Source organism: Methylosinus sp. C49, from assembly GCF_009936375.1.
GTDB lineage: Bacteria > Pseudomonadota > Alphaproteobacteria > Rhizobiales > Beijerinckiaceae > Methylosinus.
The window spans coordinates 3,634,708-3,658,429 of sequence record NZ_AP022332.1; the positions used below are offsets into that span (position 1 = coordinate 3,634,708).

The 23,722-nt window shown below is 65.3% G+C and carries 21 protein-coding genes and 1 tRNA gene; 7 read left to right on the forward strand and 15 right to left on the reverse strand.

Annotation, left to right across the window (positions count from 1 at the left end; all coding sequences use genetic code 11):
• Positions 1–2 precede the first annotated feature (2 nt).
• Positions 3–1,253 carry an MFS transporter gene (locus GYH34_RS17110; RefSeq protein ID WP_244635193.1) on the reverse strand — a complete coding sequence of 417 codons (1,251 nt, stop codon included), beginning with the start codon at positions 1,251–1,253 and terminating at the stop codon, positions 3–5.
• A 4-nt stretch (positions 1,254–1,257) separates the two neighbouring features.
• Entirely contained in the window at positions 1,258–1,875 is a 618-nt protein-coding gene (locus tag GYH34_RS17115; protein ID WP_161914625.1) for an XRE family transcriptional regulator, read from the reverse strand.
• A 165-nt stretch (positions 1,876–2,040) separates the two neighbouring features.
• On the opposite strand from GYH34_RS17115, the gene GYH34_RS17120 reads away from it, so the two are divergent.
• Together GYH34_RS17120 and GYH34_RS17125 are read left to right on the forward strand one after the other, a co-directional pair.
• Complete coding sequence (locus tag GYH34_RS17120) at positions 2,041–2,886, forward strand: UDP-2,3-diacylglucosamine diphosphatase (protein ID WP_161914626.1); 846 nt, start codon at positions 2,041–2,043, stop codon at positions 2,884–2,886.
• A complete protein-coding gene (locus tag GYH34_RS17125) occupies positions 2,886–3,977 on the forward strand; it encodes a glycosyltransferase family 1 protein (RefSeq protein WP_161914627.1) in 1,092 nt (363 codons plus the stop codon). The genes GYH34_RS17120 and GYH34_RS17125 overlap by 1 nt, the downstream gene beginning before the upstream one ends.
• On the opposite strand, the gene GYH34_RS17130 is transcribed toward GYH34_RS17125, so the two are convergent.
• Together GYH34_RS17130 and GYH34_RS17135 are read right to left on the reverse strand one after the other, a co-directional pair.
• Entirely contained in the window at positions 3,927–4,874 is a 948-nt protein-coding gene (locus tag GYH34_RS17130; RefSeq protein ID WP_161914628.1) for a hypothetical protein, read from the reverse strand. The two genes, GYH34_RS17125 and GYH34_RS17130, sit on opposite strands and share 51 nt — an antisense overlap.
• Positions 4,875–4,969: 95 nt before the next feature.
• Positions 4,970–5,569 (reverse strand): nucleotidyltransferase family protein, encoded by a 600-nt coding sequence (locus tag GYH34_RS17135; protein WP_197745436.1) that lies wholly within the window; start codon positions 5,567–5,569, stop codon positions 4,970–4,972.
• Positions 5,570–5,658: 89 nt separating this feature from the next.
• Between GYH34_RS17135 and moeB the strand changes: the two genes are divergently transcribed.
• Positions 5,659–6,441 (forward strand): molybdopterin-synthase adenylyltransferase MoeB, encoded by a 783-nt coding sequence (gene moeB / locus GYH34_RS17140; protein ID WP_161914629.1) that lies wholly within the window; start codon positions 5,659–5,661, stop codon positions 6,439–6,441.
• Here moeB and GYH34_RS17145 read toward each other — a convergent pair.
• The 9 genes from GYH34_RS17145 to secA form a co-directional block, all read right to left on the reverse strand.
• Entirely contained in the window at positions 6,425–6,775 is a 351-nt protein-coding gene (locus GYH34_RS17145; RefSeq protein ID WP_024880932.1) for a RidA family protein, read from the reverse strand. The two genes, moeB and GYH34_RS17145, sit on opposite strands and share 17 nt — an antisense overlap.
• A gap of 476 nt (positions 6,776–7,251) precedes the next feature.
• On the reverse strand, positions 7,252–8,787 hold the full coding sequence (locus GYH34_RS17150) for an acyl-CoA carboxylase subunit beta (RefSeq protein WP_018266552.1): 1,536 nt from the start codon (positions 8,785–8,787) through the stop codon (positions 7,252–7,254).
• A 61-nt stretch (positions 8,788–8,848) separates the two neighbouring features.
• The gene (locus GYH34_RS17155; RefSeq protein WP_161914630.1) at positions 8,849–9,505 is read right to left on the reverse strand and encodes a hypothetical protein; all 657 of its coding nucleotides are present in this window, start codon (positions 9,503–9,505) and stop codon (positions 8,849–8,851) included.
• A gap of 97 nt (positions 9,506–9,602) precedes the next feature.
• A tRNA-Val gene (locus tag GYH34_RS17160) sits at positions 9,603–9,678 on the reverse strand.
• Positions 9,679–9,852: 174 nt separating this feature from the next.
• Positions 9,853–10,137 carry an HU family DNA-binding protein gene (locus GYH34_RS17165; protein ID WP_161914631.1) on the reverse strand — a complete coding sequence of 95 codons (285 nt, stop codon included), beginning with the start codon at positions 10,135–10,137 and terminating at the stop codon, positions 9,853–9,855.
• 284 nt (positions 10,138–10,421) lie between these two features.
• Positions 10,422–12,848: an endopeptidase La gene (gene lon, locus GYH34_RS17170; RefSeq protein WP_161914632.1), complete on the reverse strand. Its 2,427-nt coding sequence runs from the start codon at positions 12,846–12,848 to the stop codon at positions 10,422–10,424.
• Between the two features lie 289 nt (positions 12,849–13,137).
• A complete protein-coding gene (clpX, locus tag GYH34_RS17175; RefSeq protein ID WP_018266556.1) occupies positions 13,138–14,403 on the reverse strand; it encodes an ATP-dependent Clp protease ATP-binding subunit ClpX in 1,266 nt (421 codons plus the stop codon).
• A gap of 321 nt (positions 14,404–14,724) precedes the next feature.
• Positions 14,725–15,945: a 6-phosphofructokinase gene (locus tag GYH34_RS17180; protein ID WP_161914633.1), complete on the reverse strand. Its 1,221-nt coding sequence runs from the start codon at positions 15,943–15,945 to the stop codon at positions 14,725–14,727.
• A 95-nt stretch (positions 15,946–16,040) separates the two neighbouring features.
• On the reverse strand, positions 16,041–18,863 hold the full coding sequence (gene secA, locus GYH34_RS17185) for a preprotein translocase subunit SecA (protein ID WP_161914634.1): 2,823 nt from the start codon (positions 18,861–18,863) through the stop codon (positions 16,041–16,043).
• Positions 18,864–19,142: 279 nt separating this feature from the next.
• On the opposite strand from secA, the gene GYH34_RS17190 reads away from it, so the two are divergent.
• On the forward strand, positions 19,143–19,403 hold the full coding sequence (locus tag GYH34_RS17190) for a type II toxin-antitoxin system ParD family antitoxin (RefSeq protein ID WP_161914635.1): 261 nt from the start codon (positions 19,143–19,145) through the stop codon (positions 19,401–19,403).
• Between the two features lie 6 nt (positions 19,404–19,409).
• On the forward strand, positions 19,410–19,709 hold the full coding sequence (locus GYH34_RS17195; RefSeq protein WP_161914636.1) for a type II toxin-antitoxin system RelE/ParE family toxin: 300 nt from the start codon (positions 19,410–19,412) through the stop codon (positions 19,707–19,709).
• Between the two features lie 16 nt (positions 19,710–19,725).
• Here the strand turns inward: GYH34_RS17195 and GYH34_RS17200 are convergent, their stop codons facing one another.
• Complete coding sequence (locus tag GYH34_RS17200) at positions 19,726–20,703, reverse strand: polysaccharide deacetylase (RefSeq protein ID WP_161914637.1); 978 nt, start codon at positions 20,701–20,703, stop codon at positions 19,726–19,728.
• A 55-nt stretch (positions 20,704–20,758) separates the two neighbouring features.
• Here GYH34_RS17200 and GYH34_RS17205 point away from each other — a divergent pair, with 55 nt between their 5' ends.
• A complete protein-coding gene (locus GYH34_RS17205) occupies positions 20,759–21,187 on the forward strand; it encodes a GNAT family N-acetyltransferase (RefSeq protein ID WP_161914638.1) in 429 nt (142 codons plus the stop codon).
• A 5-nt stretch (positions 21,188–21,192) separates the two neighbouring features.
• On the forward strand, positions 21,193–22,176 hold the full coding sequence (locus GYH34_RS17210; RefSeq protein ID WP_161915072.1) for a zinc-dependent alcohol dehydrogenase family protein: 984 nt from the start codon (positions 21,193–21,195) through the stop codon (positions 22,174–22,176).
• 3 nt (positions 22,177–22,179) lie between these two features.
• Here the strand turns inward: GYH34_RS17210 and GYH34_RS17215 are convergent, their stop codons facing one another.
• Entirely contained in the window at positions 22,180–23,685 is a 1,506-nt protein-coding gene (locus GYH34_RS17215; protein WP_161914639.1) for an AAA family ATPase, read from the reverse strand.
• Positions 23,686–23,722 lie beyond the last annotated feature (37 nt).

Here is a 23,722-nt window from a genome sequence, read left to right on the forward strand (position 1 = left end):
GCTCAGGCGCTGCTGCGCTCCGGCTCGGCGTCGGCGCGAGTCTCCAGCGGCTCGGCCTTCGCACGATGACCCGAGGTGATCTGAACGACCGCGGCCGCGAGCAGAAGGCCGACAAAAGCGACCGCGGCCATCGCCAGATAGCCGTGCTCGCCGGCCGCGGAATAGAGCGGGCCAGACGAGAATGTGAGCAGGCTGGTTCCGCCGGCGATCGCCGCCGCGAGCCAAGCCTGCGATTGGGCGAGCCGATCCTTGCCGCCGAGCTCGGCGAGCAGATAGGCCGGGCCGATCTGCACCGCCGCGCATGAGGCGCCATGCAGCGCCTGGGCAAGAAAAATGCCGGTCGGGGGCAGGTCGGCGGCCATCAGCATCCAGCGCACAACCGCGCCTATGCCTCCCGCGACGAGAAAATAGGCCGCGTTCCGCTCGCCGCCGAACCAGCGGCCCGCCATCAGAAACACCACGACCTCGGTCGCCAGCGCCGCCACCCAGGCGAAAGCGATGAAAGTGTCGTCGTGCCCCATCGCCTTCCAATGCAAGGCGCCGAAAGTGTTGACCATGGCGTGCGAGCTCTGGACGAGGGTCGCTGCGCCGATGACCAGCGCGACGATCTCGACGCGCTCCATCGGCGCGGCCCTACGGCGCCCGGAGATAACGGGCGGCCGCGCGAGGCCGATGAGCGAGACGAGGCCTGCGGCGCAGGCCAGAACGGCGACGCCCGTCAGCAGCCAGATGATGTCCTCGACCGGCAGGCTGCCGGCCACGGGACCGCTCAGAATGAGAAAAACGAGGATGGCGACGGAGCCCCAGCCTCGCACCCAGGAATAATGCAGCTGCGGCAGGCCGAGATCGCGCCGGCGGCGCGCCTCGCCGAAGGTGACGCCATCGGCGAGCGGCCCCAGTGGCCCCTGCGCCAGCGCGACCATCGCCGCCGCGACGAGCAGCGGGACAAAGCCCGTGGACAGGCCCATCATGGCGAAGGCCGCCGCCATGGCCGCGACGCAGCCGACGAGAAGCGCGCCATGGTCGCCGATGCGGTCGGCGCGATGCGAAGCGACCAGCATGGAGACGATGCGAATGACCGGCTGCACAGCCATCAGAGCCGCGATCTCCAACGCGTCGAGCCCGCGCGACGAGAGCCAAATGGCGAAAAAGGGCAATTGCACGCCGACGATCGCATAGATGGACGCCTGCAGCAGAGACAATTTGGGCTCGGCCAGACGATCGGCCGCGTCCGTTCTTTCGAAATTCGTCAATCGCTCACTCCATAGCGGCGGCTTTGAGAATGCAGACCATGGTCGCATGGGCGGCGGTCCGCCCGAGATTGCGGATCACATGCGGGCGGTCGCAGCGATAACGCAGCGTCTCGCCCGCGCGCACGATTTCCTTGGCGCCGGCGACCTCCACCTCGAGCTCGCCCTCGCGCATGGACAGGCTCTCGACAGAGCCGCGCTGATGCGCCTCGGATTCGAGAGTTCCACCTGGATCGGCGGAGAATTCATAACATTGCAGCCATTCTACGGTCTTGATCCATCCGATGATCTCGAGCCGGCACTTGCCGTCGTCGGACACCAGGATCGGCGTGTCCGCTCGGCTGGTCTTCTCGAGGAAGGGCTCGTCCTCCGTGGTCTGCAGCACACGCTCGATGGACACATCGAGAGCCTGGGCGAGGCGCCAGATGGTGGCGAGCGTCGGATTGGTCTCGTTGCGCTCGATCTGGCTGATGATCGATTTAGCGACGCCGGACTGCTGGGAGAGTTCCGACAGCGACAGATTATAGGCCTTGCGCAGACGCTGGACAGTCGCGCCGAGCTGCCCGGACAAAGCCAAGGCTCCCGCTTCCAGTATCTTCTGCTTTTCGCGGCCTTCCACGCCCATGACGCCCGCTCCTTCCGACATGATCGCGTAGATAATCGAATTCGTTCGAAATATCGAACGCGAAATTCGCCATGGCGCCGCGCGCCTCGCGCGGTGTCATCGTTACGCAACAAGAATCTGGTGGGAAGGAGACGCTGCGGCACAAAAAGAGGCGAGCGCGTCGATATGACCGCAAACGATTCATTGGCCGATTCGCAGAGCGCCAAGCGCTTCAGGACGCTGTTCCTGTCGGATCTCCATCTCGGCACGCGAGGGCTTCAAGCCGAGCTTCTGCTCGACTTTCTGAAGCATCACGACGCCGACACCATCTATCTCGTCGGCGATATCGTCGACGGCTGGCGCCTGAAGGGCGGCTGGTATTGGCCGCAGGCGCACAATGACGTCGTGCAGAAGCTGCTGCGCAAGGCGCGCAAGGGCGCGCGCGTCGTCTATGTTCCCGGCAATCACGACGAATTCGCCCGCGACTATACGGGCATGGAGTTCGGCGGCGTCGAGGTCGCGGACACCGACATTCACGAGACCGCCGACGGCAAGAAAATGCTCGTCATCCATGGCGATCAGTTCGACATTGTGGTGCGGCACGCGCGCTGGCTCGCCTTTCTCGGCGATTGGGCCTATGAGGCCGCGCTGTTCGCCAACACATGGGCCAATCGCGTGCGCCGCCTGTTCGGCGTCGAATATTGGTCCTTCTCCGCCTGGGCAAAGCTGAAGGTGAAGAACGCCGTGAACTTCATCGGCGATTTCGAGCAGACGCTGGCGGCGGAAGCGGCGCGGCGCGGCGTGGACGGCGTCGTCTGCGGCCATATTCATCACGCGACGATCCGCCACATAGAGGGCATGCTCTATGTGAACACCGGCGATTTCGTCGAGAGCTGCACGGCGATCGCCGAGCATTCCGACGGCCGCTTCGAGATCCTCTATTGGCGCAAGACCGCCAAGGAGCAGCAAGCGGCGGCAGAAGCCGCCGCGCAGCAGCCGCCGGCCCTGCCGCAGGCGAGGGCCGCCGCCTGATGCGGATATTGATCGCGACGGACGCCTGGCGTCCGCAAGTCAACGGAGTCGTGCGTTCCTTGGAGGCGATGGCGAGCGCGGCGAGCGCGCTCGGCGCGTCGATCGATTTCCTGACGCCACAGGATTTCTCCTCCATCCCCATGCCGACCTATCCTGAAATTCAGCTCGCCCTCGCCTCGGCGGGAGCGGTGGCTAAGCGCCTGGCGCAGGGCTACGACCATGTCCATATCGCCACCGAAGGGCCGGTGGGCATGGCGACGCGCGCCTGCTGCTTGCGCCAGGGGCGGCGCTTCACCACGAGCTATCACACGCGCTTTCCCGAATATATTCACGCCCGCACCCGCTTTCCGGTCGGCGTGACCTATGCGCTGCTGCGCCGCTTCCACAATAGCGGCGCCGGGACGATGGTTTCGACGCAGACGCTGGCGCAGGAGCTTTCCGCGAGAGGCTTCCGCCGGCTGATGCGCTGGTCGCGCGGCGTCGATCACCAGCTCTTTCATCCAGATAAAGCGGTCGATCTCGGCTATCCGCGGCCGCTCTATCTCTATGCCGGCCGGCTCGCGGTGGAGAAGAATATCGAGGCGTTTCTCGCGCTCGATCTACCCGGCACCAAGCTCGTCGCCGGCGACGGGCCGGCGCGCGCGGCGCTCGAGGCGGCCTATCCGCAGGCGCGCTTTCTCGGCGTGAAGACCAGCGCGGAGTTGGCCACGCTCTACGCCAGCTCGGATGTGTTCGTCTTTCCGAGCCGCACCGACACTTTCGGAATGGTGCTGCTGGAGGCCATGGCCTGCGGCCTGCCGGTGGCGGCTTTTCCGGTGGCGGGGCCGCTCGATGTGGTCGGCGCGAGCGGCGCCGGCGTGCTGAGCGAGGATTTGCAGGCCGCCTGTCTCGCGGCGACGGAGATTCCGTCCGCCGTGCCGCGCGCCCATGCGCTGACCTTCACTTGGGAGGCGAGCGCGCAGCAGTTTCTCGGTAATGTCGCGCTCGCGCATCAGAACGGCGTGGATGCGGCGGCTCAGGCGGCCGCCGGCAAGGCCTGCTCAGCCAAACAGCCGAAGCTTTTCGTGCAGGGAGAGATGATCGAGCCGTGACAGCGCCACGAGGCGGGGATCGACCGGCCCCGCCGGCTCGGTCTTCGGCGGCGTGGTCTTCGGAAGGCTGATCTTGGGCGAGCCGGATTCGCGCGCGAGGAATTTGGGCGCATCGATGCGGGGCGCATCGATTTCGAGCGGCGCTGTCTCCTCCGGCAGAATCGCGCGCGCGACGAATTCCTCGAACACGATCTCATTGGACGCCGGCTCGGCGGATTCGGCGATCTCTACCGCCTGCGGCGGCTCCTCTCGCTGCGCGACAGGCTCGGGCTCGGAAGCGACGGCCTCGATCTCGATCGGCTCGGCGACGACAGCTTCCACCTCGAAGGATTCGACCGAGATCGGCTCGTCGTCGATCGGCTCCGGCGCGATCGCCTCCGCCTCGACGAAAGCCTCGGCTTCGACGATCTCTTTCGGCTCGTCAGCCGCCTCGATCTCGAGAATCGGCTCGACGCGCTCGTCTTCGATTTCATGCGGCCCGTCGATGATCTCGATCACCGCGGCTTCGATGATCGCGCGCGGCGCTTCGTCCGGCTCCGCGGCGGGCGCGTCGAGCAATTTTGAGAATTGCTCGACCAGCGCATCGGCCTGCGCGCAGAGCTTCTCCTCGACGCCGCTGGCGCGCAGCGTGCGCGCGAATTCCTGCGCGCGCTCGACGAGGCGTCGCGGCAGCTGCCAATCGACGGCGGCCTCCTGCTCCTCTGCGCGCTCCTCCGCGCGCGCAGCGATGCGCTCCAGACGATCCACCGCGAGCACGAGCCGCTCGGTCTCCTCGACGCGCTGACGGCGCGCATATTCGAGCAGGAACCAGCGGCCGCGCACGGTCTCCATCACCGCGGCTTCGATTCTCTCATAGTCTTCGGGATAGAGTCCGGTGGGCGGGGCCGGTAGGTTCATAGACGGTCCTTGCGGGACAAAGCGCCGAATCAGCGCCTGTTCAAGGAAAGTCTGCGACGGCGTTTTATGCAAGCGCGAAAACGCTTTCGCGCCTATCACGCGGGCGCTTCCGCAAGCGTGAGAAAAGGCCAGCGCGCGCGAAGGCTCGCAGCTTTCGCCGCGAACAGCTCCGGCCGCAGATTGAGCGGATTGGGGCGCAGCACGCCGGCGAAGAGATCGTCGAGACGCGCCGGCGCATAGAGTTCCAGCGCGCCGTCCACATGGCGCGCGGCGACGCGCGTGCATTCGATGAGAAAACGATCGACGCCATCGGCGCTGCTGCGCAGCTGCGGATAGCCCGGTCCGAAGCGCTCGCCATACCAAAGATGCACGCGCGCCTGATTCTTCAAATCGACGCGGATCGGAAGATCGGCGAAGAGCCCGCGGGCGCGGCGAATGGCGCGATCCTCCGCCTCATAGGAGAGATCTGCGTCGAAATAGAAAATGTCGTAATCGAATATGTCCTGCGTCGCCGGCCGGCCGCTGTCCAGATTCCAGACCGTCTGAAACAGGCAGCCGGCGACGAGCCAAGCGTCCGCGAGGCGAAGGCTCGGCAGACGCTCGAGGATGACGGCATTGTGCGGATTGCGCTGGATCGCCGTGGCGAGACGATCCTGCGCCTGCGGCGCCGCGGGTCCGAGGCGATGCGGCGTCATCTTCTCCTCCGATTTCGCGCTCGCCGCGAAGCTGCTAAATATCACGACGAACGCGGCCGCCGCATGAGCTTCGGCGCAGGAAAAACGACATGAGCCTCTCGGCCGAAGAAATCGAGCGCTATGCTCGCCATATCGTTCTGCGCGAGGTCGGCGGGCCGGGCCAGCAGCGGCTGAAGAAAGCGCGCGTGCTCGTCGTCGGCGCGGGCGGGCTCGGCGCGCCGCTGCTGCAATATCTCGCGGCGGGCGGCGTCGGCGTGCTGGGCATTGTCGATGACGACGAGGTCTCGCTGTCCAATCTGCAGCGGCAGGTGATCCACCATACCACCGCCGTCGGGCGGCTGAAGGTGGACAGCGCGAAAGACGCCATCCATCGGCTCAACCCGCATGTGCATGTCGAGCCCCATGCGCTGCGCCTCACCGAGCATAATGCGCGGGCGCTGATCGCGGGTTACGACATCGTCGCCGACGGCTCCGATAATTTTTCGACGCGTTATCTCGTCTCGGACGCCTGCTTCTTCGAAAAAAAGCCGCTCGTCACGGCGGCGGTCGGCGGCTTCGACGCCTCGCTGACGACCTTGCGCCCCTTCGAGAGCGACGCCGAGGGCCGCCCCAACCCGACCTATCGCTGCCTCTTCCCCGCAGCGCCGCCGCCGGGCGCCGTGCCGAGCTGCGAGGAGGCCGGCGTGCTCGGCGCGCTCACCGGAATCGTCGGCGCGATGATGGCGCTGGAAATCATCCGCGAGATCGTCGGCTTCGGCGAGGGGCTGGTCGGGCGTCTGCTGCTGATGGACGCCCGCTCCATGCGCTTCGAGACCCTGCGCTACGCCTATGATCCCGACAATCCGCTGACCGGCGTCACAGCGCCGCGATGACGGCGATCTCGACCTTGTAATCGGGCGTGACGAGCTTCGCCTCCACGGTCGCGCGGGCAGGCGGATTGCTCTTGTCGACCCAGACGTCCCAAACCGAGTTCATCTCGGCGAAAGTGGCGATATCGGCGAGATAGATGGTGGCGGAGAGAATCTTCGCCTTCTCGCTGCCGGCCTCCTGCAGAATCGTGTCGATGAGGCCGAGGATCTCGCGCGTCTGATCGGCGACCGCGCCGCCCTTGGCCGCCTCGGCGACCTGGCCCGCCGTATAGATCACGCCGCCATGCACGACGGCCTTGCTCATGCGCGCGCCGGCGCCGATCCGCTTGATGGACATTTTCGAGTGTCTCCGAAGGTTGCAAGTGGAGCTGCAGGCGGAGGGCGCCGCGCTTCATAGGCTGGAGCTATCTATCGAGTGAAAAGCTCTATCATAGCTCTACATACACAAAGAGCGGGGACGGCCCTTGCCTCTCCCCACTCTTTGGTACCCGTCCTTTGACCGGACTCGTCGATAGGCGCCATCCGCGAGAATAGTGTGGAGCGTCTCGCGAGACGTGCAGAGTTCCGGCGTCCTCCCCGACTTGGACCTCAGCCAGCGATTGGTCGAACGCATTCTGCGTTCATATGTTTTTAGCCAGCTCGGCGAAGGGGACATTATGACAGCCGTGGCGTTTTGTCACCCAAAAAAGCCGGCCGCTGGAATGAAATTGTGCGGAGGGCGCCCGCCTTCGGGGCAGGCTGTTCTCAGCTCGAGCGAAAAGGCGCGCCGACCCACCCGGGGAGCCGGCGCGCCTACCTACCTGAAGGGATAGGTCAAAGCGGGATATTGTCGTGCTTCTTCCAGGGGTTTTCCAATTCCTTGTGGCGCAGCAGGGCGAGCGCGCGGGCGATGCGCTTGCGCGTCGCGCTCGGCATGATGACCTCGTCTATGTAGCCGCGCTCGGCGGCGACGAAGGGCGACAGGAAGCGGTCCTCATATTCCTTGGTGCGCTGGGCGATCTTCTCCGCGTCGCCGATATCGGCGCGGAAAATGATCTCGACCGCGCCCTTGGCGCCCATGACGGCGATCTGCGCCGATGGCCAGGCGTAGTTCACATCGCCGCGCAAATGCTTGGAGGCCATGACGTCATAGGCGCCGCCGAAAGCCTTGCGGGTGATGAGCGTCACTTTCGGGACGGTGGCCTCGGCATAGGCGAAGAGCAGCTTGGCGCCATGCTTGATGAGGCCGCCATATTCCTGCGCCGTGCCGGGCAGGAAGCCGGGAACGTCGACAAAGGTGACGATCGGAATATTGAAGCAGTCGCAGAAGCGCACGAAGCGCGCCGCCTTTTTGGAGGCGTCGATATCGAGCACACCGGCCAGCACCATGGGCTGATTGGCGACGAAGCCGACCGTGCGGCCCTCGATGCGGCCGAAGCCGACGACGATATTCTTGGCGTGGGTCTCCTGAATCTCGAAGAAATCGCCCTCATCGGCGATCTTCGTGATCAGCTCCTTGATGTCATAGGGCTTGTTCGGATTGTCGGGGACCAGAGTGTCCAGCGAAGCGTCGAGCCGCTCGGCCTCGTCGAAGCTCGGCCACTCCGGCGGCTCCTCCTTATTGGAGGAGGGCAGGAAATCGATGAGCCGGCGCATCTGCAGCAGCGCCTCGACGTCATTGTCGAAGGCCTTGTCGGCGATGGAGCTCTTGGTGGTGTGCACCGAGGCGCCGCCGAGCTCCTCCGCCGTCACCGTCTCATTGGTCACGGTCTTCACGACGTCCGGGCCGGTGACGAACATATAGCTCGTGTCGCGCACCATGAAGATGAAGTCGGTCATGGCCGGCGAATAGACGTCGCCGCCGGCGCAGGGTCCCATGATGACGGAAATCTGCGGAATGACGCCCGAAGCCATCACATTGCGCTGGAACACCTCGCCATAGCCGCCGAGCGCCGCGACGCCCTCCTGAATGCGCGCGCCGCCGGCGTCGAACAGGCCGATGATCGGCGCCCTGTTTTTTAGCGCCATATCCTGCAGCTTGGTGATCTTCTGCGCGTGGGTCTCGGACAGCGAGCCGCCGAAGACGGTGAAGTCCTTGGCGAAGACGAAGACGGCGCGGCCATTGACCGTGCCCCAGCCGGTGACGACGCCGTCGCCGGAGATTTTCTCGCCCTTGTCCATGCCGAAATCGGCGCAGCGGTGCTCGACGAACATGTCGAACTCCTCGAAGGAGCCGTGATCGAGCAGCAGCTCGATACGCTCGCGCGCCGTGAGCTTGCCGCGCGCATGCTGCGCGTCGATGCGCTTGACGCCGCCGCCGAGACGCGCCGAGGCGCGCCGCTGCTCGAGACCCTCGATGATATGTTTCATGGAACGACCGATCCTGCAGGTTGAATGGATGCGCCGAGGAATTCCCCGCTCGACGGCGCTTTTACAGCTTTGGCGATCCGAGCCGCCAGCGGGCGATCTCGGCGGCGGAAAGAAGGTGGACGCGATCCGGCGATGTGCGCTCCGCCAATGCGATGAGATCGCGGCTGACGCCCATGGAATCGCTGTAGCGGGTGAGCGTGCGGCGCATTCCGCCATCGTCGTAGCGGCGTTCGCGCAGCGTCTCGCCGCTCGTCGGATCGACGCCATCGACATAATTGAACATGCGATGGACGCCGACGCGGCTCTGGCGCGGGATCACCCGCTTGCGGCCGCCCATCAGCGCATAGACGCAGGCGGAATAGCAGCGGCCGGAAACCAGCGCGCCGCTCGTCGGCTCGACGCGCGCGACGATCACCGCCATTCCGAGCCGGCGCAGCGCTTGGCCGAGCTGCATGGAGGCGAGCACGCGCCCGCCGGGCGAGTCGAGCAGCACAATGCTGCGCAGCTCGGTCTCATGTCCCTGCTCGCGCAGAAAACCGACAAAAGCGTCGGCCGTGTCCTCGACGATCTCGCCTTCCGCCACGATGACGCGCGGGCAGTGGTCGGCGCAGCGGGCGCTCGCCGTCGTCGCGAGATGAAACGACATCTCCTCGGCGCGGGCCGGAGGCGCCGCGAGCAATGCGGCCAGGGCGAGGAGAAGGACGAAATTTCGGCTCATGCTCTCGGCGCTGCGTCTCTCATCCCTTGCGGCCAACTCCCGCCCTACCGCGCGCCCCGGCGCAGCCGAATGACGGGGCCTCTCCCGGGGCGCGGCGTGGTGGGCGGTGACGGACTCGAACCGCCGACCCTCTCGGTGTAAACGAGACGCTCTACCGACTGAGCTAACCGCCCGCGCGCCGACCGGGATCGACGCCGCATTGTTTACGGGAGGGCGCCCCCTCCGCGCAAGACGGGTTGCGCAGGCGTTCTGAAACGACAATGCCGCCGGCGACGTTCGCGCCCCGGCGGCGAGCCTGGAAATCGGTCGAAAGGGGAGATCGGCGCGACAGGCCAGCCTCGCTCGGCTCACTTGGTCTTGTTGAGCTCCGCTTTGAGCGTGGCGCCGGGCTTGAAGCGGGCGCTCTTGGAAGCGGGAATCTTGATCTCTTCGCCGGTCGCGGGATTACGGCCCTTGCCGGCCGCGCGCTTCTTGACCGAGAAGGTGCCGAAACCGACGAGCCGGACCTCTTCGCCCTTCTTCAGGGCCAAGGTGATGCCGTCGATCACCGCGTCGATGGCGGCGGCGGCGGCGGCCTTCGAGGTTTCGGTCGCCTCGGCGACATGCTCGACCAGTTCCAATTTATTGACCATGGTCTCATCCCTTCTGCTTCCGCCGGGAGCCGGTCGTCGATACGGGCTGAGCGCCGAAAATCGAGCGGCGTCGAATCGTTCGGACCCGGCACAGAGGAGTGATGTGCCGGAATGTCAGCAAAAGCAAGGGTTAGAACAACAGGCGCCGCCGGAATCCCTGGAATTCCGGGCGCCCGAGATCGAGACTATGGGGAAATCTGCGGAAAGCCGGGCTTCGAGCGGCCGAGCCCGAGGGCGGCGGCCCCTCCCCCGCGGCAGAGCCGCAGGCGGAGGGGCCGGAGCCTTCAGTGGGCGCGCACGCCGGCCGCGTCGTCCTCGACGACCGTCTTGGCGATCTGAGCCGTGGGCTCCTCCCAGACGATCGGCGTCGGCTGACGCACGAGCGCATGGGCGAGCACCTCGTCCATGCGCGAGACCGGCACAACCTCGAGGCCATTCTTCACCGAGTCGGGAATATCGGCGAGGTCCTTGGCGTTCTCTTCCGGGATCAGCACCTTCTTGAGGCCGCCGCGCAGAGCCGCGAGCAGCTTCTCCTTCAGGCCGCCGATCGGCAGCACGCGGCCGCGCAGCGTGATCTCGCCGGTCATGGCGATGTCGCGGCGCACCGGAATGCCGGTGAGGATCGACACGATCGTCGTCGCCATCGCCGTGCCGGCCGAGGGGCCATCCTTGGGCGTCGCGCCTTCCGGCACATGCACATGGATGTCGCGGCGGTCGAACAAAGGCGGCTCGATGCCGAAATCGACGGCGCGGGAGCGCACGTAAGATGCGGCGGCGGAGATCGACTCCTTCATCACATCCTGCAGATTGCCGGTGACGGTCATCTTGCCCTTGCCGGGCATCATCACGCCTTCGATCGTCAGCAGCTCGCCGCCGACGCCGGTGACGGCGAGACCCGTGACGACGCCCACCTGATCCTCGAGCTCCGCCTCGCCGTAGCGGAACTTATGCACGCCGAGATAATCGGTGATGTTGTCATTGGTGACATGGACCTTCTTGCCCTTCTCCTTGGAGAGCAGAATTTCCTTCACCGCCTTGCGGGCGAGATTGGAGATCTCGCGCTCGAGATTGCGCACGCCGGCTTCCCGCGTGTAGCGGCGCACCAGCGTCAGCAGCGCTTCGTCGTCGATCGACCATTCGTCGGCGGCGAGGCCATGCTTCTTGACCGCATTCGGAATGAGATGCTTGCGCGCGATCTCGGCCTTCTCGTCCTCCGTGTAGCCGGCGATACGGATGAGCTCCATGCGGTCCATCAAGGGCGCGGGGATGTTCAGCGTGTTCGACGTCGTCACGAACATGACATTGGACAGGTCGTAATCGACCTCGAGATAGTGATCCGCGAAAGTGGCGTTCTGCTCGGGATCCAGCACCTCGAGCAGAGCGGACGACGGATCGCCGCGGAAGTCCATGCCCATCTTGTCGATCTCGTCGAGCAGGAAGAGCGGGTTGGACGTCTTCGCCTTGCGCATCGACTGGATGATCTTGCCGGGCATGGAGCCGATATAGGTGCGGCGATGGCCGCGGATCTCCGCCTCGTCGCGCACGCCGCCGAGCGACATGCGCACGAACTCGCGGCCCGTGGCCTTGGCGATCGACTTGCCGAGCGAGGTCTTGCCGACGCCGGGCGGTCCGACGAGGCACAGGATCGGGCCGGTCAGCTTATTGGCGCGGCTCTGCACGGCGAGATATTCGAGAATGCGCTCCTTCACCTTCTCGAGGCCGAAATGATCGGCGTCGAGCACGCTCTGCGCAGCCTCGAGATCGCGCTTGATCTTGGACTTCTTGCCCCAGGGCAGCGCCAGCAGCCAGTCGAGATAATTGCGCACCACGGTCGCTTCCGCGGACATGGGCGACATTTGACGCAGCTTCTTGAACTCGGCGACGGCCTTGTCGCGCGCCTCCTTGGAGAGCTTGGTGTTCTTGATGCGCTCCTCGAGCTCGGCGAGATCGTCCTTGCCGTCCTCGTCGCCCAGCTCCTTCTGGATCGCCTTCATCTGCTCGTTGAGATAATACTCGCGCTGCGTCTTCTCCATCTGGCGCTTGACGCGCGTGCGGATGCGCTTCTCCACCTGCAGCACGGAGATCTCGCTCTCCATCAGCGCGAGGCATTTCTCCAGGCGCTTGGCGACGGCGATCGTCTCCAGCACATCCTGCTTCTCGGCGATCTTCACCGAGAGATGCGAGGCCACCGTGTCGGCGAGCTTGGAGAAATCGTCGATCTGCGTGACCGCCGCGGCGATCTCCGGCGAGACCTTCTTGTTGAGCTTCACATAAGAGTCGAACTCGGCGATGACGGAGCGGCCGAGCGCCTCCACCTCGACGGGCTGCTCGATCTCGTCGCCGAGCGCCTCGGCGTCGGCCTCGTGATATTCATCGACGCGCGTGTAATTGCGCACCTTGGCGCGGCCGACGCCTTCCACCAGCACTTTGACAGTGCCGTCGGGCAGCTTCAGCAGCTGCAGCACGGAAGCGAGCGTGCCGATGGAATAGATCGCGTCGGGAGCCGGATCGTCGTCGCCCGCATTCTTCTGCGTCGCGAGCAGAATCAGCCGCTCGGACTTCGTCACCTCTTCCAGCGCGCGGATCGACTTGTCGCGCGCGACGAAGAGCGGAACGATCATATGCGGAAAGACCACTATGTCGCGCAGCGGCAGAACCGGATAACTCTCGATTGCGCCGGGAACGATGGAATTGCGCTTTTCGTTCGTCATATCTTTTTTCCTGTTCCGTTTCGCTCCCCGCCGGGGAGGCGGGGCGAGGCGACGCTCTGACGCAAAGGGACGCTTCTGACGTTAAAGGAACGCTTGCAAGTTCCAGGCCCGACAATCCGGCGAAAATCCGCCTTCCCGAGAGACCCGCTCACGCACGAACGGCGTCGAAGGCGATTACGCAACAAATGGGCCTAGCGGCAGAACGATTCAAGATACTGGAAAAGCAGACGTATCTGGCAGAAAGGGCGGGGGCTGCGAAAGAAATCGCGCTCCCCCGCCCAAAAAAGCGTCAGGCGCTCGCGCCGCCGCTCTTCTCGTTGCGCTCTGCATAAATGTAGAGCGGACGCGCCTTGCCCTCGACGACCTCGGGGCCGATGACGACTTGCTCCACGCCCTCGAGGCCCGGCAGCTCGAACATTGTGTCGAGCAGAATGCCTTCCATGATGGAGCGAAGGCCGCGCGCGCCGGTGTGACGCTCGATCGCCTTGCGGGCGACGGAAGAGAGCGCCTCGTCCTGGAACGTGAGCTCGGTGCTCTCCATCTCGAACAGCCGCTGATACTGCTTGACCAGCGCATTCTTCGGCTCGGTGAGAATGCGCTTCAGCGCCTCCTCGTCGAGATCCTCGAGTGTGGCGATCACCGGCAGACGGCCGACGAACTCCGGGATGAGGCCGAACTTGAGCAGGTCTTCCGGCTGCACATGGCGGAAAATATCGCCGGTGCGGCGCTCGTCCGGCGCCTGCACATTGGCGCCGAAGCCGATGGAGGTGCCCCGGCCGCGCGAGGAGATGATCTTCTCGAGGCCGGCGAAGGCGCCGCCGCAGATGAAGAGGATGTTGGTCGTGTCGACCTGCAGGAACTCCTGCTGCGGATGCTTGCGCCCGCCCTGCGGCGGCACGGAGGCGATGGTGCCTTCCATGATCTTCAGCAGCGCCTGCTGCACGCCCTCGCCCGATACATCGCGCGTGATCGACGGATTGTCGGATTTGCGCGAGATCTTGTCGATCTCGTCGACATAGACGATGCCGCGCTGCGCGCGCTCGACATTATAGTCGGAGGCCTGCAGCAGCTTGAGGATGATGTTCTCGACATCCTCGCCGACATAGCCCGCCTCGGTGAGCGTCGTCGCATCGGCCATGGTGAAGGGCACATCGAGGATGCGCGCCAACGTCTGCGCCAACATCGTCTTGCCGACGCCCGTCGGGCCGATGAGCAGAATGTTGGATTTCGCCAGCTCGACATCGCCATGCTTGGCGGCGTGATTGAGGCGCTTGTAGTGATTGTGCACGGCGACAGACAGCACGCGCTTGGCCTGCGCCTGGCCGATCACATAATCGTCGAGGACCTTGCAGATCTCACGCGGCGTCGGAATTCCGTCGCGCTGCTTGACGATGGACTTGTTCTCCTCGCGGATGATGTCCATGCAGAGCTCGACGCATTCGTCGCAGATGAAAACCGTCGGACCGGCGATGAGCTTGCGCACCTCATGCTGGCTCTTGCCACAAAATGAGCAGTAGAGCGTGTTCTTCGAATCGCTGCTGCCGACCTTGCTCATGTCTCGTCTCCTGACCGATCGGCCCGCTGTGGCGAATCGAACCAACCTCACTCGATATCAGCGAGGGCCTAACAAAAGGTGCAACAGGCTCGCCCCGCCGCTCTCCCCCGTCCCCCAGCCTCCGGCGTCTACCGCGGATGCCAGTCTATAAGTCCCGGCCCGCAATGCAACCACGACGCCCGCATATAAATCAAGCAAGAATCGCGCCTTGGGAAGAGGGCCTGCGCCTTTTCTCGGCGCCTCCCCCTTCTAAAGAGTAAATTCCCTGAAAATCAAGCTCTTGACCCAGGGCGTCGCCGAATGTGCGACAGTCTCGAGACGTTACGTTCTCAGTTTTTTGGCGACAGGATTCAAGCGGAGCCTGTACGCATCCGGCATTCCCGAGCCGAGCAGAGGACGCAGATAAAGCCGGAAGGCGTCAGTGACATCCGTGCCATCCGCTGTCAGAAATTCCGTCGGCATCACCTTGGTCTTGCCGGCGACCTCCACGAGCGGCGTGAGCCGATAATCCACAGAGTAGAATCCCGTGCGGTGAATCGTCACGGAGCCGTCGCGATCGCCCCATAGCGCGAACTGCACCGCCTTCTCGCCAACCTCGCGCGCCTCGCGCTGATCCACATCGGAAACGCAGCCGACGAAGCTGCGCTGCACATAGCCGAAAGTGTCGGCGCGCACGCGCTTCAAGCCGAGCTTCGTCTTGACGAGCTCTGTCAGCATATCGGCGAGAGCGCCGCCGCCCAGATGCACATTGCCATGCGCGTCCTTCTCCACTTGCTCGGCGAGCTTGACCGCGATCGGCGTATGGTTCTCGTCGGAGATTCCCTCCGAGACCGCCACGACGCAGCGTCCATATTTGTCCATCGTCGCTTTGACGTCGGCGAGAAAACGCTCCGTGTCGAAGGCGCGCTCCGGCACATAGATGAGATGCGGTCCGTCGTCCGGGAATTTCTTGCCGAGCGCGGAAGCCGCCGTGAGAAAGCCGGCATGGCGGCCCATCACCACGGCGATATAGACGCCCGGCAGCGCCCAATTGTCGAGATTGGCGCCGGCGAAGGCCTGCGCGACCCAGCGCGCCGCGGAGGGGAAGCCTGGCGTGTGATCGTTGATCATCAGATCATTGTCGATCGTCTTGGGAATATGAACGACGCGCAGCGGATAATCGGCCTTGATCGCCTCCTCGGAAACGATGCGCACCGTGTCCGAGCTGTCGTTGCCGCCTATATAGAAGAAGCAGCCGATCTCATGCGCGCGCAGCACCTCGAAGATCTCGTGGCAATATTTGAGATCGGGCTTGTCGCGCGTCGAGCCCAGCGCCGAGGAGGGCGTGCCGGCGACCATCTCGAGATTATGCGTCGTCTCCTGCGTCAGATCGACGAAATCCTCATTCACGATTCCGCGCACGCCGTGATAGGCGCCATAGACGCGATCCACCGCGCGGAACTTGCGCGACTCCAGCACGGCGCCGACGAGAGACTGATTGATGACGGCGGTCGGTCCGCCGCCTTGCGCGATGAGGACCTTGGAGAAATCGATCTTCGACACGAGGAATGCTCCGAGAGAGTAGTCAGTCGCGAGTGACGAGCGGCGGCGAGCGAGCGTGAATTACACGGCTCGCCGCCCGCTGCTCATCGCGTTTCTCACACCAATGCGCCGTGGCAGTGCTTGAACTTCTTGCCCGAGCCGCAAGGACAGGGCTCGTTGCGGCCGACCTTGCCCCAGGTCGCGGGATTGGCGGGGTCACGCGCGGCCTCGGCCTCCGCTGCGCCGGCGCCCGTCGACTGCGACGAAAAATCGGCGGCGGCGAGGCGGGCGTTGAGCTCGGCGAGCGCGCTCTCGCCGCCGCCGGCCGCGTTGGGGTCCGGATGCACATATTCCATCGGCGGCAATTCGGCCGGCGCCGGCGGCGCCTCGAAGGAGACCTCGACTCGCATCAGCTGCGAGACGACGGTCTCGTCCCAATGCGTCATCAGGCTGCGGAACAGCTCGAGCGCCTCGGACTTATATTCGTTGAGCGGATCGCGCTGCGCCAGTCCACGCCAGCCGATCACCTGGCGGAGATGATCGAGCACGACGAGATGATCGCGCCACAGATGATCGAGCGCCTGCAGCACCACCTGCTTCTCGATCATGCGCGAGAGCTGCTCGGTGTTGCGCTCGACGCGCTCGGCGTAGGACTGGTTCGCCGCCGTGAGCAGGCGCTCCTTGATCTCCTCGTCGGCGATGCCTTCTTCCTTCGCCCAATCCTCGATCGGCAGATCGAGATTGAGCTGCGCGCGCGCCGCCTCAGAGAGGCCTTCCACATCCCAGGCCTCGGCATAGGCGTCCGGCGGAATATGCTTGGCGACGAGCTCGACGACGACATCCTCGCGCATCTCGCTCACCGTCTCCTCGACGCTCTCCTCCGCCATGATCTCGCGCCGGCGCTCGAAGATCACCTTGCGCTGGTCGTTCATGACATTGTCGAACTTGAGGATATTCTTGCGAATGTCGAAGTTGCGCGCCTCGACCTTGTGCTGCGCCTTCTCCAGCGCCTTGTTGATCCAGGGATGGACGATCGCCTCTCCCTCCTGCAGGCCGAGCTTCACCAGCATCGACTCCATGCGCTCGGAGCCGAAGATGCGCATGAGATCATCCTGCAGCGACAGGAAGAATTTCGAGCGGCCGGGATCGCCCTGACGGCCCGAGCGGCCGCGCAGCTGATTGTCGATGCGGCGGCTCTCGTGGCGCTCCGTGCCGATGATGTAGAGGCCGCCGGCGGCGAGCGCCTTCTCCTTGAATTCGGCGATCTCCGCGCGGATCTCGGCCTCCTTCGCCTCGCGGGCGGCGCCCTCGAGCCCGGCGCATTCCTGTGAGACGCGCATCTCTATATTGCCGCCGAGCTGAATGTCGGTGCCGCGGCCGGCCATATTGGTGGCGATGGTGATCGCGCCCGGCACGCCGGCCTCGGCGACGATATAGGCTTCCTGCTCGTGGAAGCGCGCGTTGAGCACGGCGAACTGCCGCGACGGCTGGCCGCTGCGCGCCGCCTCATAGAGCTTGGCGAGCGCCTTCGCCGGCTCGGAGAAGTCGATCTGCTTATACCCCTTGGAGAGCAGGAATTCGGCGAGCTGCTCGGACTTCTCGATCGACGTGGTGCCGACGAGCAGCGGCTGCATCTTGGCGTTCGCCGCCTCGATCTCGCTCGCAATGGCGTCGAGCTTCTCGCGGCCCGTGCGATAGACCTCATCGTCCTCGTCTATGCGCTGCACCGGGCGATTGGTGGGAATCTCGACCACGTCGAGCTTGTAGATCTCGGCGAATTCGTCGGCTTCCGTCGAGGCCGTGCCGGTCATGCCGGCGAGCTTCTCATAGAGGCGGAAATAATTCTGGAAAGTGATGGAGGCGAGAGTGACGTTCTCCGGCTGGACGGTCTGACGCTCCTTGGCCTCGAGCGCCTGATGCAGCCCTTCCGAATAGCGCCGGCCCGGCATCATGCGGCCGGTGAACTCGTCGATGATGACGACCTCGCCCTTGCGGACGATATAATCCTTGTCGCGCTGGAACAGCTTATGCGCGCGCAGGCCTTGATTGACATGGTGAACGAGCGTGACGTTCTGCGCCTCGTAGAGCGCGCCATCGGCGAGCACGCCGGCCTCGGCCAGCAGCTCCTCCATATGCTCATTGCCGGCCTCCGTCAGATTGACGGTGCGCTGCTTCTCGTCCAGCTCGTAATCTTCCTTGTCGAGCTTGGGGATGAGCTTGTCGATGGCGTTGTAGAGATCGGATTTGTCGTCCGAATGGCCGGAAATGATGAGCGGCGTGCGCGCCTCGTCGATGAGGATCGAATCCACCTCGTCGACAATGGCGTAGACATGCGGGCGCTGCACCATCTGCGCCAGCTCATACTTCATATTGTCGCGCAGATAGTCGAAGCCGAACTCGTTATTGGTGCCATAGGTGATGTCGCTGGCGTAGGCTTCGGCGCGCTCCTCGTCCGAAATATCATGGACGATGACGCCGACGCTGAGGCCGAGGAAGCGATAGACCCGGCCCATCCATTCGGCGTCGCGGCGGGCGAGATAGTCGTTGACGGTGACGACATGAACGCCGCGGCCGGAGAGCGCATTGAGATAGACCGCGAGCGTCGCGACCAGCGTCTTGCCCTCGCCGGTGCGCATCTCGGCGATGGCGCCCTCGTGCAGGACCATGCCGCCGATCAGCTGGACGTCGAAATGCCTCTGGCCGAGCACGCGCTTGGCCGCCTCGCGGACGGTGGCGAAGGCCGGGACCAGCAGATCGTCGAGTCGCGCGCCATTCGCGAGCCGCTCGCGGAACTCCTCGGTGCGCCCACGCAGCGCCTCATCGGACAAAGCAGCGAGCTCGGGCTCCAAAGCGTTGATCGCCTTGACCTTCGGCTGATAGGTCTTGAGCCGGCGATCGTTGGCCGAGCCGAAAATCTTCTTGGCGAGAGCGCCGAGCATGCGCAAACCTTTCTAGATGAGCCTCCGGCGATGAGCCGGCGGAGGCCGCCTTTTCGCACATGTTCCTTTCGATTTGCCAATTTCTTTTCGAAAGGTCGGCGGGCGCGGCCGCGCGCTCGCGCTCACGGCTGTGGCGCGACGACGGCCGAGAGATAAGAGGCGGCCGAACCCTTGTCAATGTAAGGGGAAGCGGTCCTCCACGGCGCCGGATTCGCTTGATAACTGTTATTGGAGCATGGCATAACTCCTATCATCGACGCGATATCGAAGGATGATGTCATGGCCATCAGCGCTGACTTGGGAAGCCAGCTGGAGACGTTCGTCGCCGAGCTGGTGGCGTCCGGCCGCTACAATTCGAAGAGCGAGGTTCTGCGGGAAGGGGTGCGGCTCATCCAGGAACGCGAAGCCCGCCTCGCAGCGCTGGACCTCGCGATCGCGCGCGGCGTCGCCGATGCGGAGGCTGGGCGCGTCGAGCCCGCGAGCGCCGTCTTCGACAGGCTGGAGGCCAAGTTCAAGGCCATGGCCGAGCGTCGCAGCTGACGGCTGATGATCGTCGTCATTGCCACACAGGCAGAGGCCGACCTCGAGCGGATCGGCGAGCGCATTGCCGAGGAGAACCCGCAGAGGGCCGTCTCATTCGTGCGGGAGCTGCGGGAAATATGTGAGGGCCTCGGCGACATGCCGAAGCGGTTTCCCCTCGCGCCGCGCTTCGAACGCGCCGGAATCCGCCGCCGAGTTCATGGCAACTATCTGATCTTCTACCGGATCGGACGCGAAACCGTCGAAGTGGTCCATGTGCTGCACGGCGCGATGGACTACGAGCCGCTTTTGTTTCCCGAAGGGTGAAGGGATCGCGGATCCCTCACTCCGGCGCCTCCTCGATCCGCCGGAACGGCTGCGGCAGCCGGCCCTGCTCCAATAGTCTCGAGAACAGGCGCAGCCCGGCCGGCTCATTGCCATTGGGATGCACCAGCACGATGGAGCCGTTCCGCGGCGGCGGCGACAGCACCAGCCAGGCGTCCGCGCCGAGCGCGATGAGATGGCGGCGGCGCAGTTCCTCCATCAGCCGCGCATCCGCGATGAGGCCGGGAAAGCGGAAAAACACGGAAGGCGTCGCGCCGCGCTCGATCAGCAGCCGCTCCACCCGGAAAATCTCCGCGTCGAGATCGACGCCCGGCCGCAGCAGATAATTCTGCGCATCGGCGAGGCGGGGAACATAAGGGTGGCTGTAGGAATGGCCGACCCAGTCGATTCGCAGCGTCCCGCTCGCCGCCTCGGCCATCAGCCAGTCGAAATCCGCCCCATGGCGCTCGATCCAGAGCCCCGACACGGACAGCGCGACCGGCGCGCCGGGAACGAGTTCCGCCAATCGGCGCAGAAAGTCGCGGTCGAGCGGCCGCCGACTCGGGCAGAGATCGCCAGTGAGAAAAGAGCCCGCCCCCGCCCCATGGCCGAGCCCTGCGCTGATCGACAGGCTTCGCCCCGCGGCGGCGAGGCGCGGCTCGTCTGGATCGCCCGGCCGCGGCCGCAAGGCGCGCAAAAAGCGCGTGTCCTTCTGCTCCGCCTCGGTCGTCTCGAGGCAGCGCCAGACGCTCTCCGCCTCGAGGCGCGTCTCCAGCGTCGCCGGATCGACCGTCAGCGCGACCGCCTCGCCGTCGAGCCGCATGCGGCGAATGGCGAGGCGCTGCTCGTCCGCCGGACCATGGCATTCGAGAAAGACAGGCCGATAATCCGCTAGGCGGCGCGCTGCCTCCCGTCCCCGAGCCGACGGGGCGATTGCGAGAAGAACGGCGAGCGCCCAGAATAAAGCCGCGGCGCGCCTTTGCGGGAGATGGTCCATGATCGAAAAAGCTCCTCCCGAGAAACCACCTGCCGACAAACCGCTGGCAGAAACCATGCCCGCCGCGGAGACGCTCGCCGTCGTCTTCCACGATCTCGCCCGCGAGAGCCCGGCCGTCGCGGCGGCGCTCGGCGGCGAGATCGCCGCGCGCTTCCGCCCCCGCGACGAGACGCCCTTCTCCACCATCGCCCATGACGAAAAGGGCGCGCTGATCGGCGGGCTCAACGGCGTCTCGCATTGGCGCTGGCTCTATATAAGGCATTTATGGGTCGCGCCGGAGCGTCGCGGCATGGGCCTCGGAACCGCTCTGCTGCGCCGCGCGGAGGGAGAGGCCCGCGCGCGCGCCTGCCTCGGCCTCTATATCGACAGCTTCGATCCGCGCGCGGCGGCGCTCTATGAGCGCTTCGGCTTCACGCGCTTTGGCGAGATCGCCGATTTTCCGCCGGGCCATAGCCGCATGTTCTTCTCCAAGAGGATCGCATGACCGAAATGACCGCCATGGTCCTGCGGCGGCCAAAAACGCCGCTCGAGGCCGAGCGCCGCCCCCTGCCCCGCCCCGCCGCCGGCGAATTGCTGCTCGCGGTCGAGGCCTGCGGCGTCTGCCGCACCGATCTCCATGTCGTCGACGGCGAGCTCGAGCATCCGAAGCTGCCCATCGTCCCCGGCCATGAGATCGTCGGCCGCGTGGCGGCGATCGGCGCGGGCGTCATGGGATTTTCTGCTGGAGAACGCGTCGGCGTTCCCTGGCTCGGCCACACTTGCGGCTGCTGCCCCTATTGTTCCAGCGGCCGCGAGAATCTCTGCGACGATCCGCTCTTCACCGGCTACACGCGCGACGGCGGCTACGCCACCCATACGGTCGCCGACGCCTCCTATTGCTTTCCGTTGCCGTCCGATGGCGATGCGGCGGCTCTGGCGCCTCTGCTCTGCGCCGGCCTCATCGGCTGGCGCGCGCTGAAGATGGCGGGCGAGGCGCGCGACATCGGCATTTACGGCTTCGGCGCCGCCGCGCATATCATCGCTCAAGTCGCGATCGCGCGAGAACGGCGCATCTTCGCCTTCGTGCGCCCCGGCGATGCGGCGGCGCGCGATTTCGCGCTCTCGCTCGGCGCCGTCTGGGCCGGCGGCTCCGATGAGACGCCGCCGGAGAAGCTCGACGCCGCCATCATCTTCGCGCCCGTCGGCGCGCTGGTTCCAAGCGCGCTCGCCGCGGTGCGCAAGGGTGGAACCGTCGTCTGCGGCGGCATTCACATGAGCGACATTCCCGCTTTTCCCTATGCGCTGCTGTGGGAGGAGCGCCGGCTCGTCTCCGTCGCCAATCTCACGCGCGAGGACGCGCGCGAATTTCTGGCGCTGGCGCCACAGGTCGGAATCGACACGCATGTCGTGCGCTATCCGCTCACTGCGGCCAATGAAGCGCTCGCGGATTTGCGCGAGGGGCGTCTGCAAGGCGCGGCGGTGCTGGTCCCATGAGGCCTACAGTCGCGCAGCGATCTCCTGGACGATCACACCCACCTCGCGCGAAGCATCGACGCGCGTCCATCGCATCTCGCCGAGATCGTAATTGCGCTGCCGCGCCGCTATCTCTTGCGTCGCGTCCGACACATCGCCCTTGCGCGTCCCGACGCGCGAGACACGAAGCGGCCCATCGGCCTCGAGCCAAAAGCCCATGAAAGGAATGCCCGCACGTCGCGCAGCCTCCTCGAGCGCGTCACGCTCGCTCTCGCGCGCATAAACGGCGTCGACGATGACGCACCAGCCGAAAGAGGCGACGCGCGACGCCTCATTCTGCATCGCCTCATAGACCTTTGCGGAGACCGCCGCCGTATAGGCCTCCTGCGGCAGCGGCGATGTGGGCGCGACGCCGAACAGCTTTTTGCGCAATCGATCGCTGTTGAGCGTTCGCGCGCCGGGCGCGGCGCCGACGAGCGGCGCCAAAGCCGCCGCGACGCTGGACTTGCCGGAGCCGCTGAGCCCGCCGATCGCGACAATGCGCGACGTCGCCGGCCGCAGCAGCGCGCGCGCGAGATCGAAATAATCGCGCGTCTCCTCGTGCAACGCGGCGTGATCGGCGTCCGCATCCAGCGCGCGCGCGGCGGCGACATCGGCGCGGATCGCGGCGCGCAGCGCCATGAAGAAGGGCAGCGGCGCCAGCCCCTCCGCCTCGTCGCGATGATCGAGGTAGCGATTGAGCGCGAAAGCGGCGAGCGCATCCAGCCCGCGCCGGCGCAGATCCATCAGCAGAAAAGCGAGATCGTAGAGCACATCGATCGTCGCCAGCTCGTCGGAGAATTCGATGCAGTCGAATGGCGTCGGCTCGCCGTCGACGAGGCAGATATTGCGCAAAGTAAGATCGCCATGGCAACGCCGCACCTTGCCGGCGTCGCGCCGACGATCGAGCAGCGCGCCATTCTTTTGCGCCTCTGCGCGCAGCGCATCGGCGAGCGCGCGCCGTTCCTGCGCCGAGACGACAGGCGATTTGGCGAGCGAGCTGGCGTCGCCGAGATCGAGCAGCGAAGCCATGACCACAGCGCCGCCGCGCCCTTCGATCACTTCCGCGCCATCGTGAAATTGCGCGATGCGCTCGGCGAGACGCTCGACGAGCGGCGCAGAGAGACGGCCGGCGACGGCGAGATTGTCGAGCAGATTTTCTTCCTCGAAGCGCCGCATCTCGACCACGGCGTCGACGAGCGCGCCATCGCCGTCGAATGAAAGAGCGCCATCGTCCCCGCGCGTGATGCGGCGCACGGCGAGATAGAGCTGCGGCGCCGTGCGGCGGTTGAGCGCATATTCGCGCTCGCACATCGCCGAGCGAATTTGCGGCGTGTGGAAATCGAGATAGGGAAAGACGACGTCGCGCTTGAGCTTATAGACGCGATCTTTCGTCAGCACGACGATCGAGATGTGCGTGACGATCGTGCGCGCATCCTCGCCCTGCGCCATGAGAAAGCGGACAGTCTCGTCCTGCGCGCCGAATGTCATGACGTCACGCCTCCAATATCACGCACGAAGATTTCGC

What these genes read in the sequence shown, in the direction of transcription:
- GYH34_RS17115 (WP_161914625.1), bottom strand. Translation starts at nt 1,875, where the DNA reads ATGGGCGTGGAAGGCCGCGAAAAGCAGAAGATACTGGAAGCGGGAGCC.
- GYH34_RS17120 (WP_161914626.1), top strand. Translation starts at nt 2,041, where the DNA reads ATGACCGCAAACGATTCATTGGCCGATTCGCAGAGCGCCAAGCGCTTC.
- GYH34_RS17125 (WP_161914627.1), top strand. Translation starts at nt 2,886, where the DNA reads ATGCGGATATTGATCGCGACGGACGCCTGGCGTCCGCAAGTCAACGGA.
- GYH34_RS17130 (WP_161914628.1), bottom strand. Translation starts at nt 4,874, where the DNA reads ATGAACCTACCGGCCCCGCCCACCGGACTCTATCCCGAAGACTATGAG.
- GYH34_RS17135 (WP_197745436.1), bottom strand. Translation starts at nt 5,569, where the DNA reads ATGACGCCGCATCGCCTCGGACCCGCGGCGCCGCAGGCGCAGGATCGT.
- moeB (WP_161914629.1), top strand. Translation starts at nt 5,659, where the DNA reads ATGAGCCTCTCGGCCGAAGAAATCGAGCGCTATGCTCGCCATATCGTT.
- GYH34_RS17145 (WP_024880932.1), bottom strand. Translation starts at nt 6,775, where the DNA reads ATGTCCATCAAGCGGATCGGCGCCGGCGCGCGCATGAGCAAGGCCGTC.
- GYH34_RS17150 (WP_018266552.1), bottom strand. Translation starts at nt 8,787, where the DNA reads ATGAAACATATCATCGAGGGTCTCGAGCAGCGGCGCGCCTCGGCGCGT.
- GYH34_RS17155 (WP_161914630.1), bottom strand. Translation starts at nt 9,505, where the DNA reads ATGAGCCGAAATTTCGTCCTTCTCCTCGCCCTGGCCGCATTGCTCGCG.
- GYH34_RS17165 (WP_161914631.1), bottom strand. Translation starts at nt 10,137, where the DNA reads ATGGTCAATAAATTGGAACTGGTCGAGCATGTCGCCGAGGCGACCGAA.
- lon (WP_161914632.1), bottom strand. Translation starts at nt 12,848, where the DNA reads ATGACGAACGAAAAGCGCAATTCCATCGTTCCCGGCGCAATCGAGAGT.
- clpX (WP_018266556.1), bottom strand. Translation starts at nt 14,403, where the DNA reads ATGAGCAAGGTCGGCAGCAGCGATTCGAAGAACACGCTCTACTGCTCA.
- secA (WP_161914634.1), bottom strand. Translation starts at nt 18,863, where the DNA reads ATGCTCGGCGCTCTCGCCAAGAAGATTTTCGGCTCGGCCAACGATCGC.
- GYH34_RS17190 (WP_161914635.1), top strand. Translation starts at nt 19,143, where the DNA reads ATGGCCATCAGCGCTGACTTGGGAAGCCAGCTGGAGACGTTCGTCGCC.
- GYH34_RS17195 (WP_161914636.1), top strand. Translation starts at nt 19,410, where the DNA reads ATGATCGTCGTCATTGCCACACAGGCAGAGGCCGACCTCGAGCGGATC.
- GYH34_RS17200 (WP_161914637.1), bottom strand. Translation starts at nt 20,703, where the DNA reads ATGGACCATCTCCCGCAAAGGCGCGCCGCGGCTTTATTCTGGGCGCTC.
- GYH34_RS17205 (WP_161914638.1), top strand. Translation starts at nt 20,759, where the DNA reads ATGCCCGCCGCGGAGACGCTCGCCGTCGTCTTCCACGATCTCGCCCGC.
- GYH34_RS17210 (WP_161915072.1), top strand. Translation starts at nt 21,193, where the DNA reads ATGACCGCCATGGTCCTGCGGCGGCCAAAAACGCCGCTCGAGGCCGAG.
- GYH34_RS17215 (WP_161914639.1), bottom strand. Translation starts at nt 23,685, where the DNA reads ATGACATTCGGCGCGCAGGACGAGACTGTCCGCTTTCTCATGGCGCAG.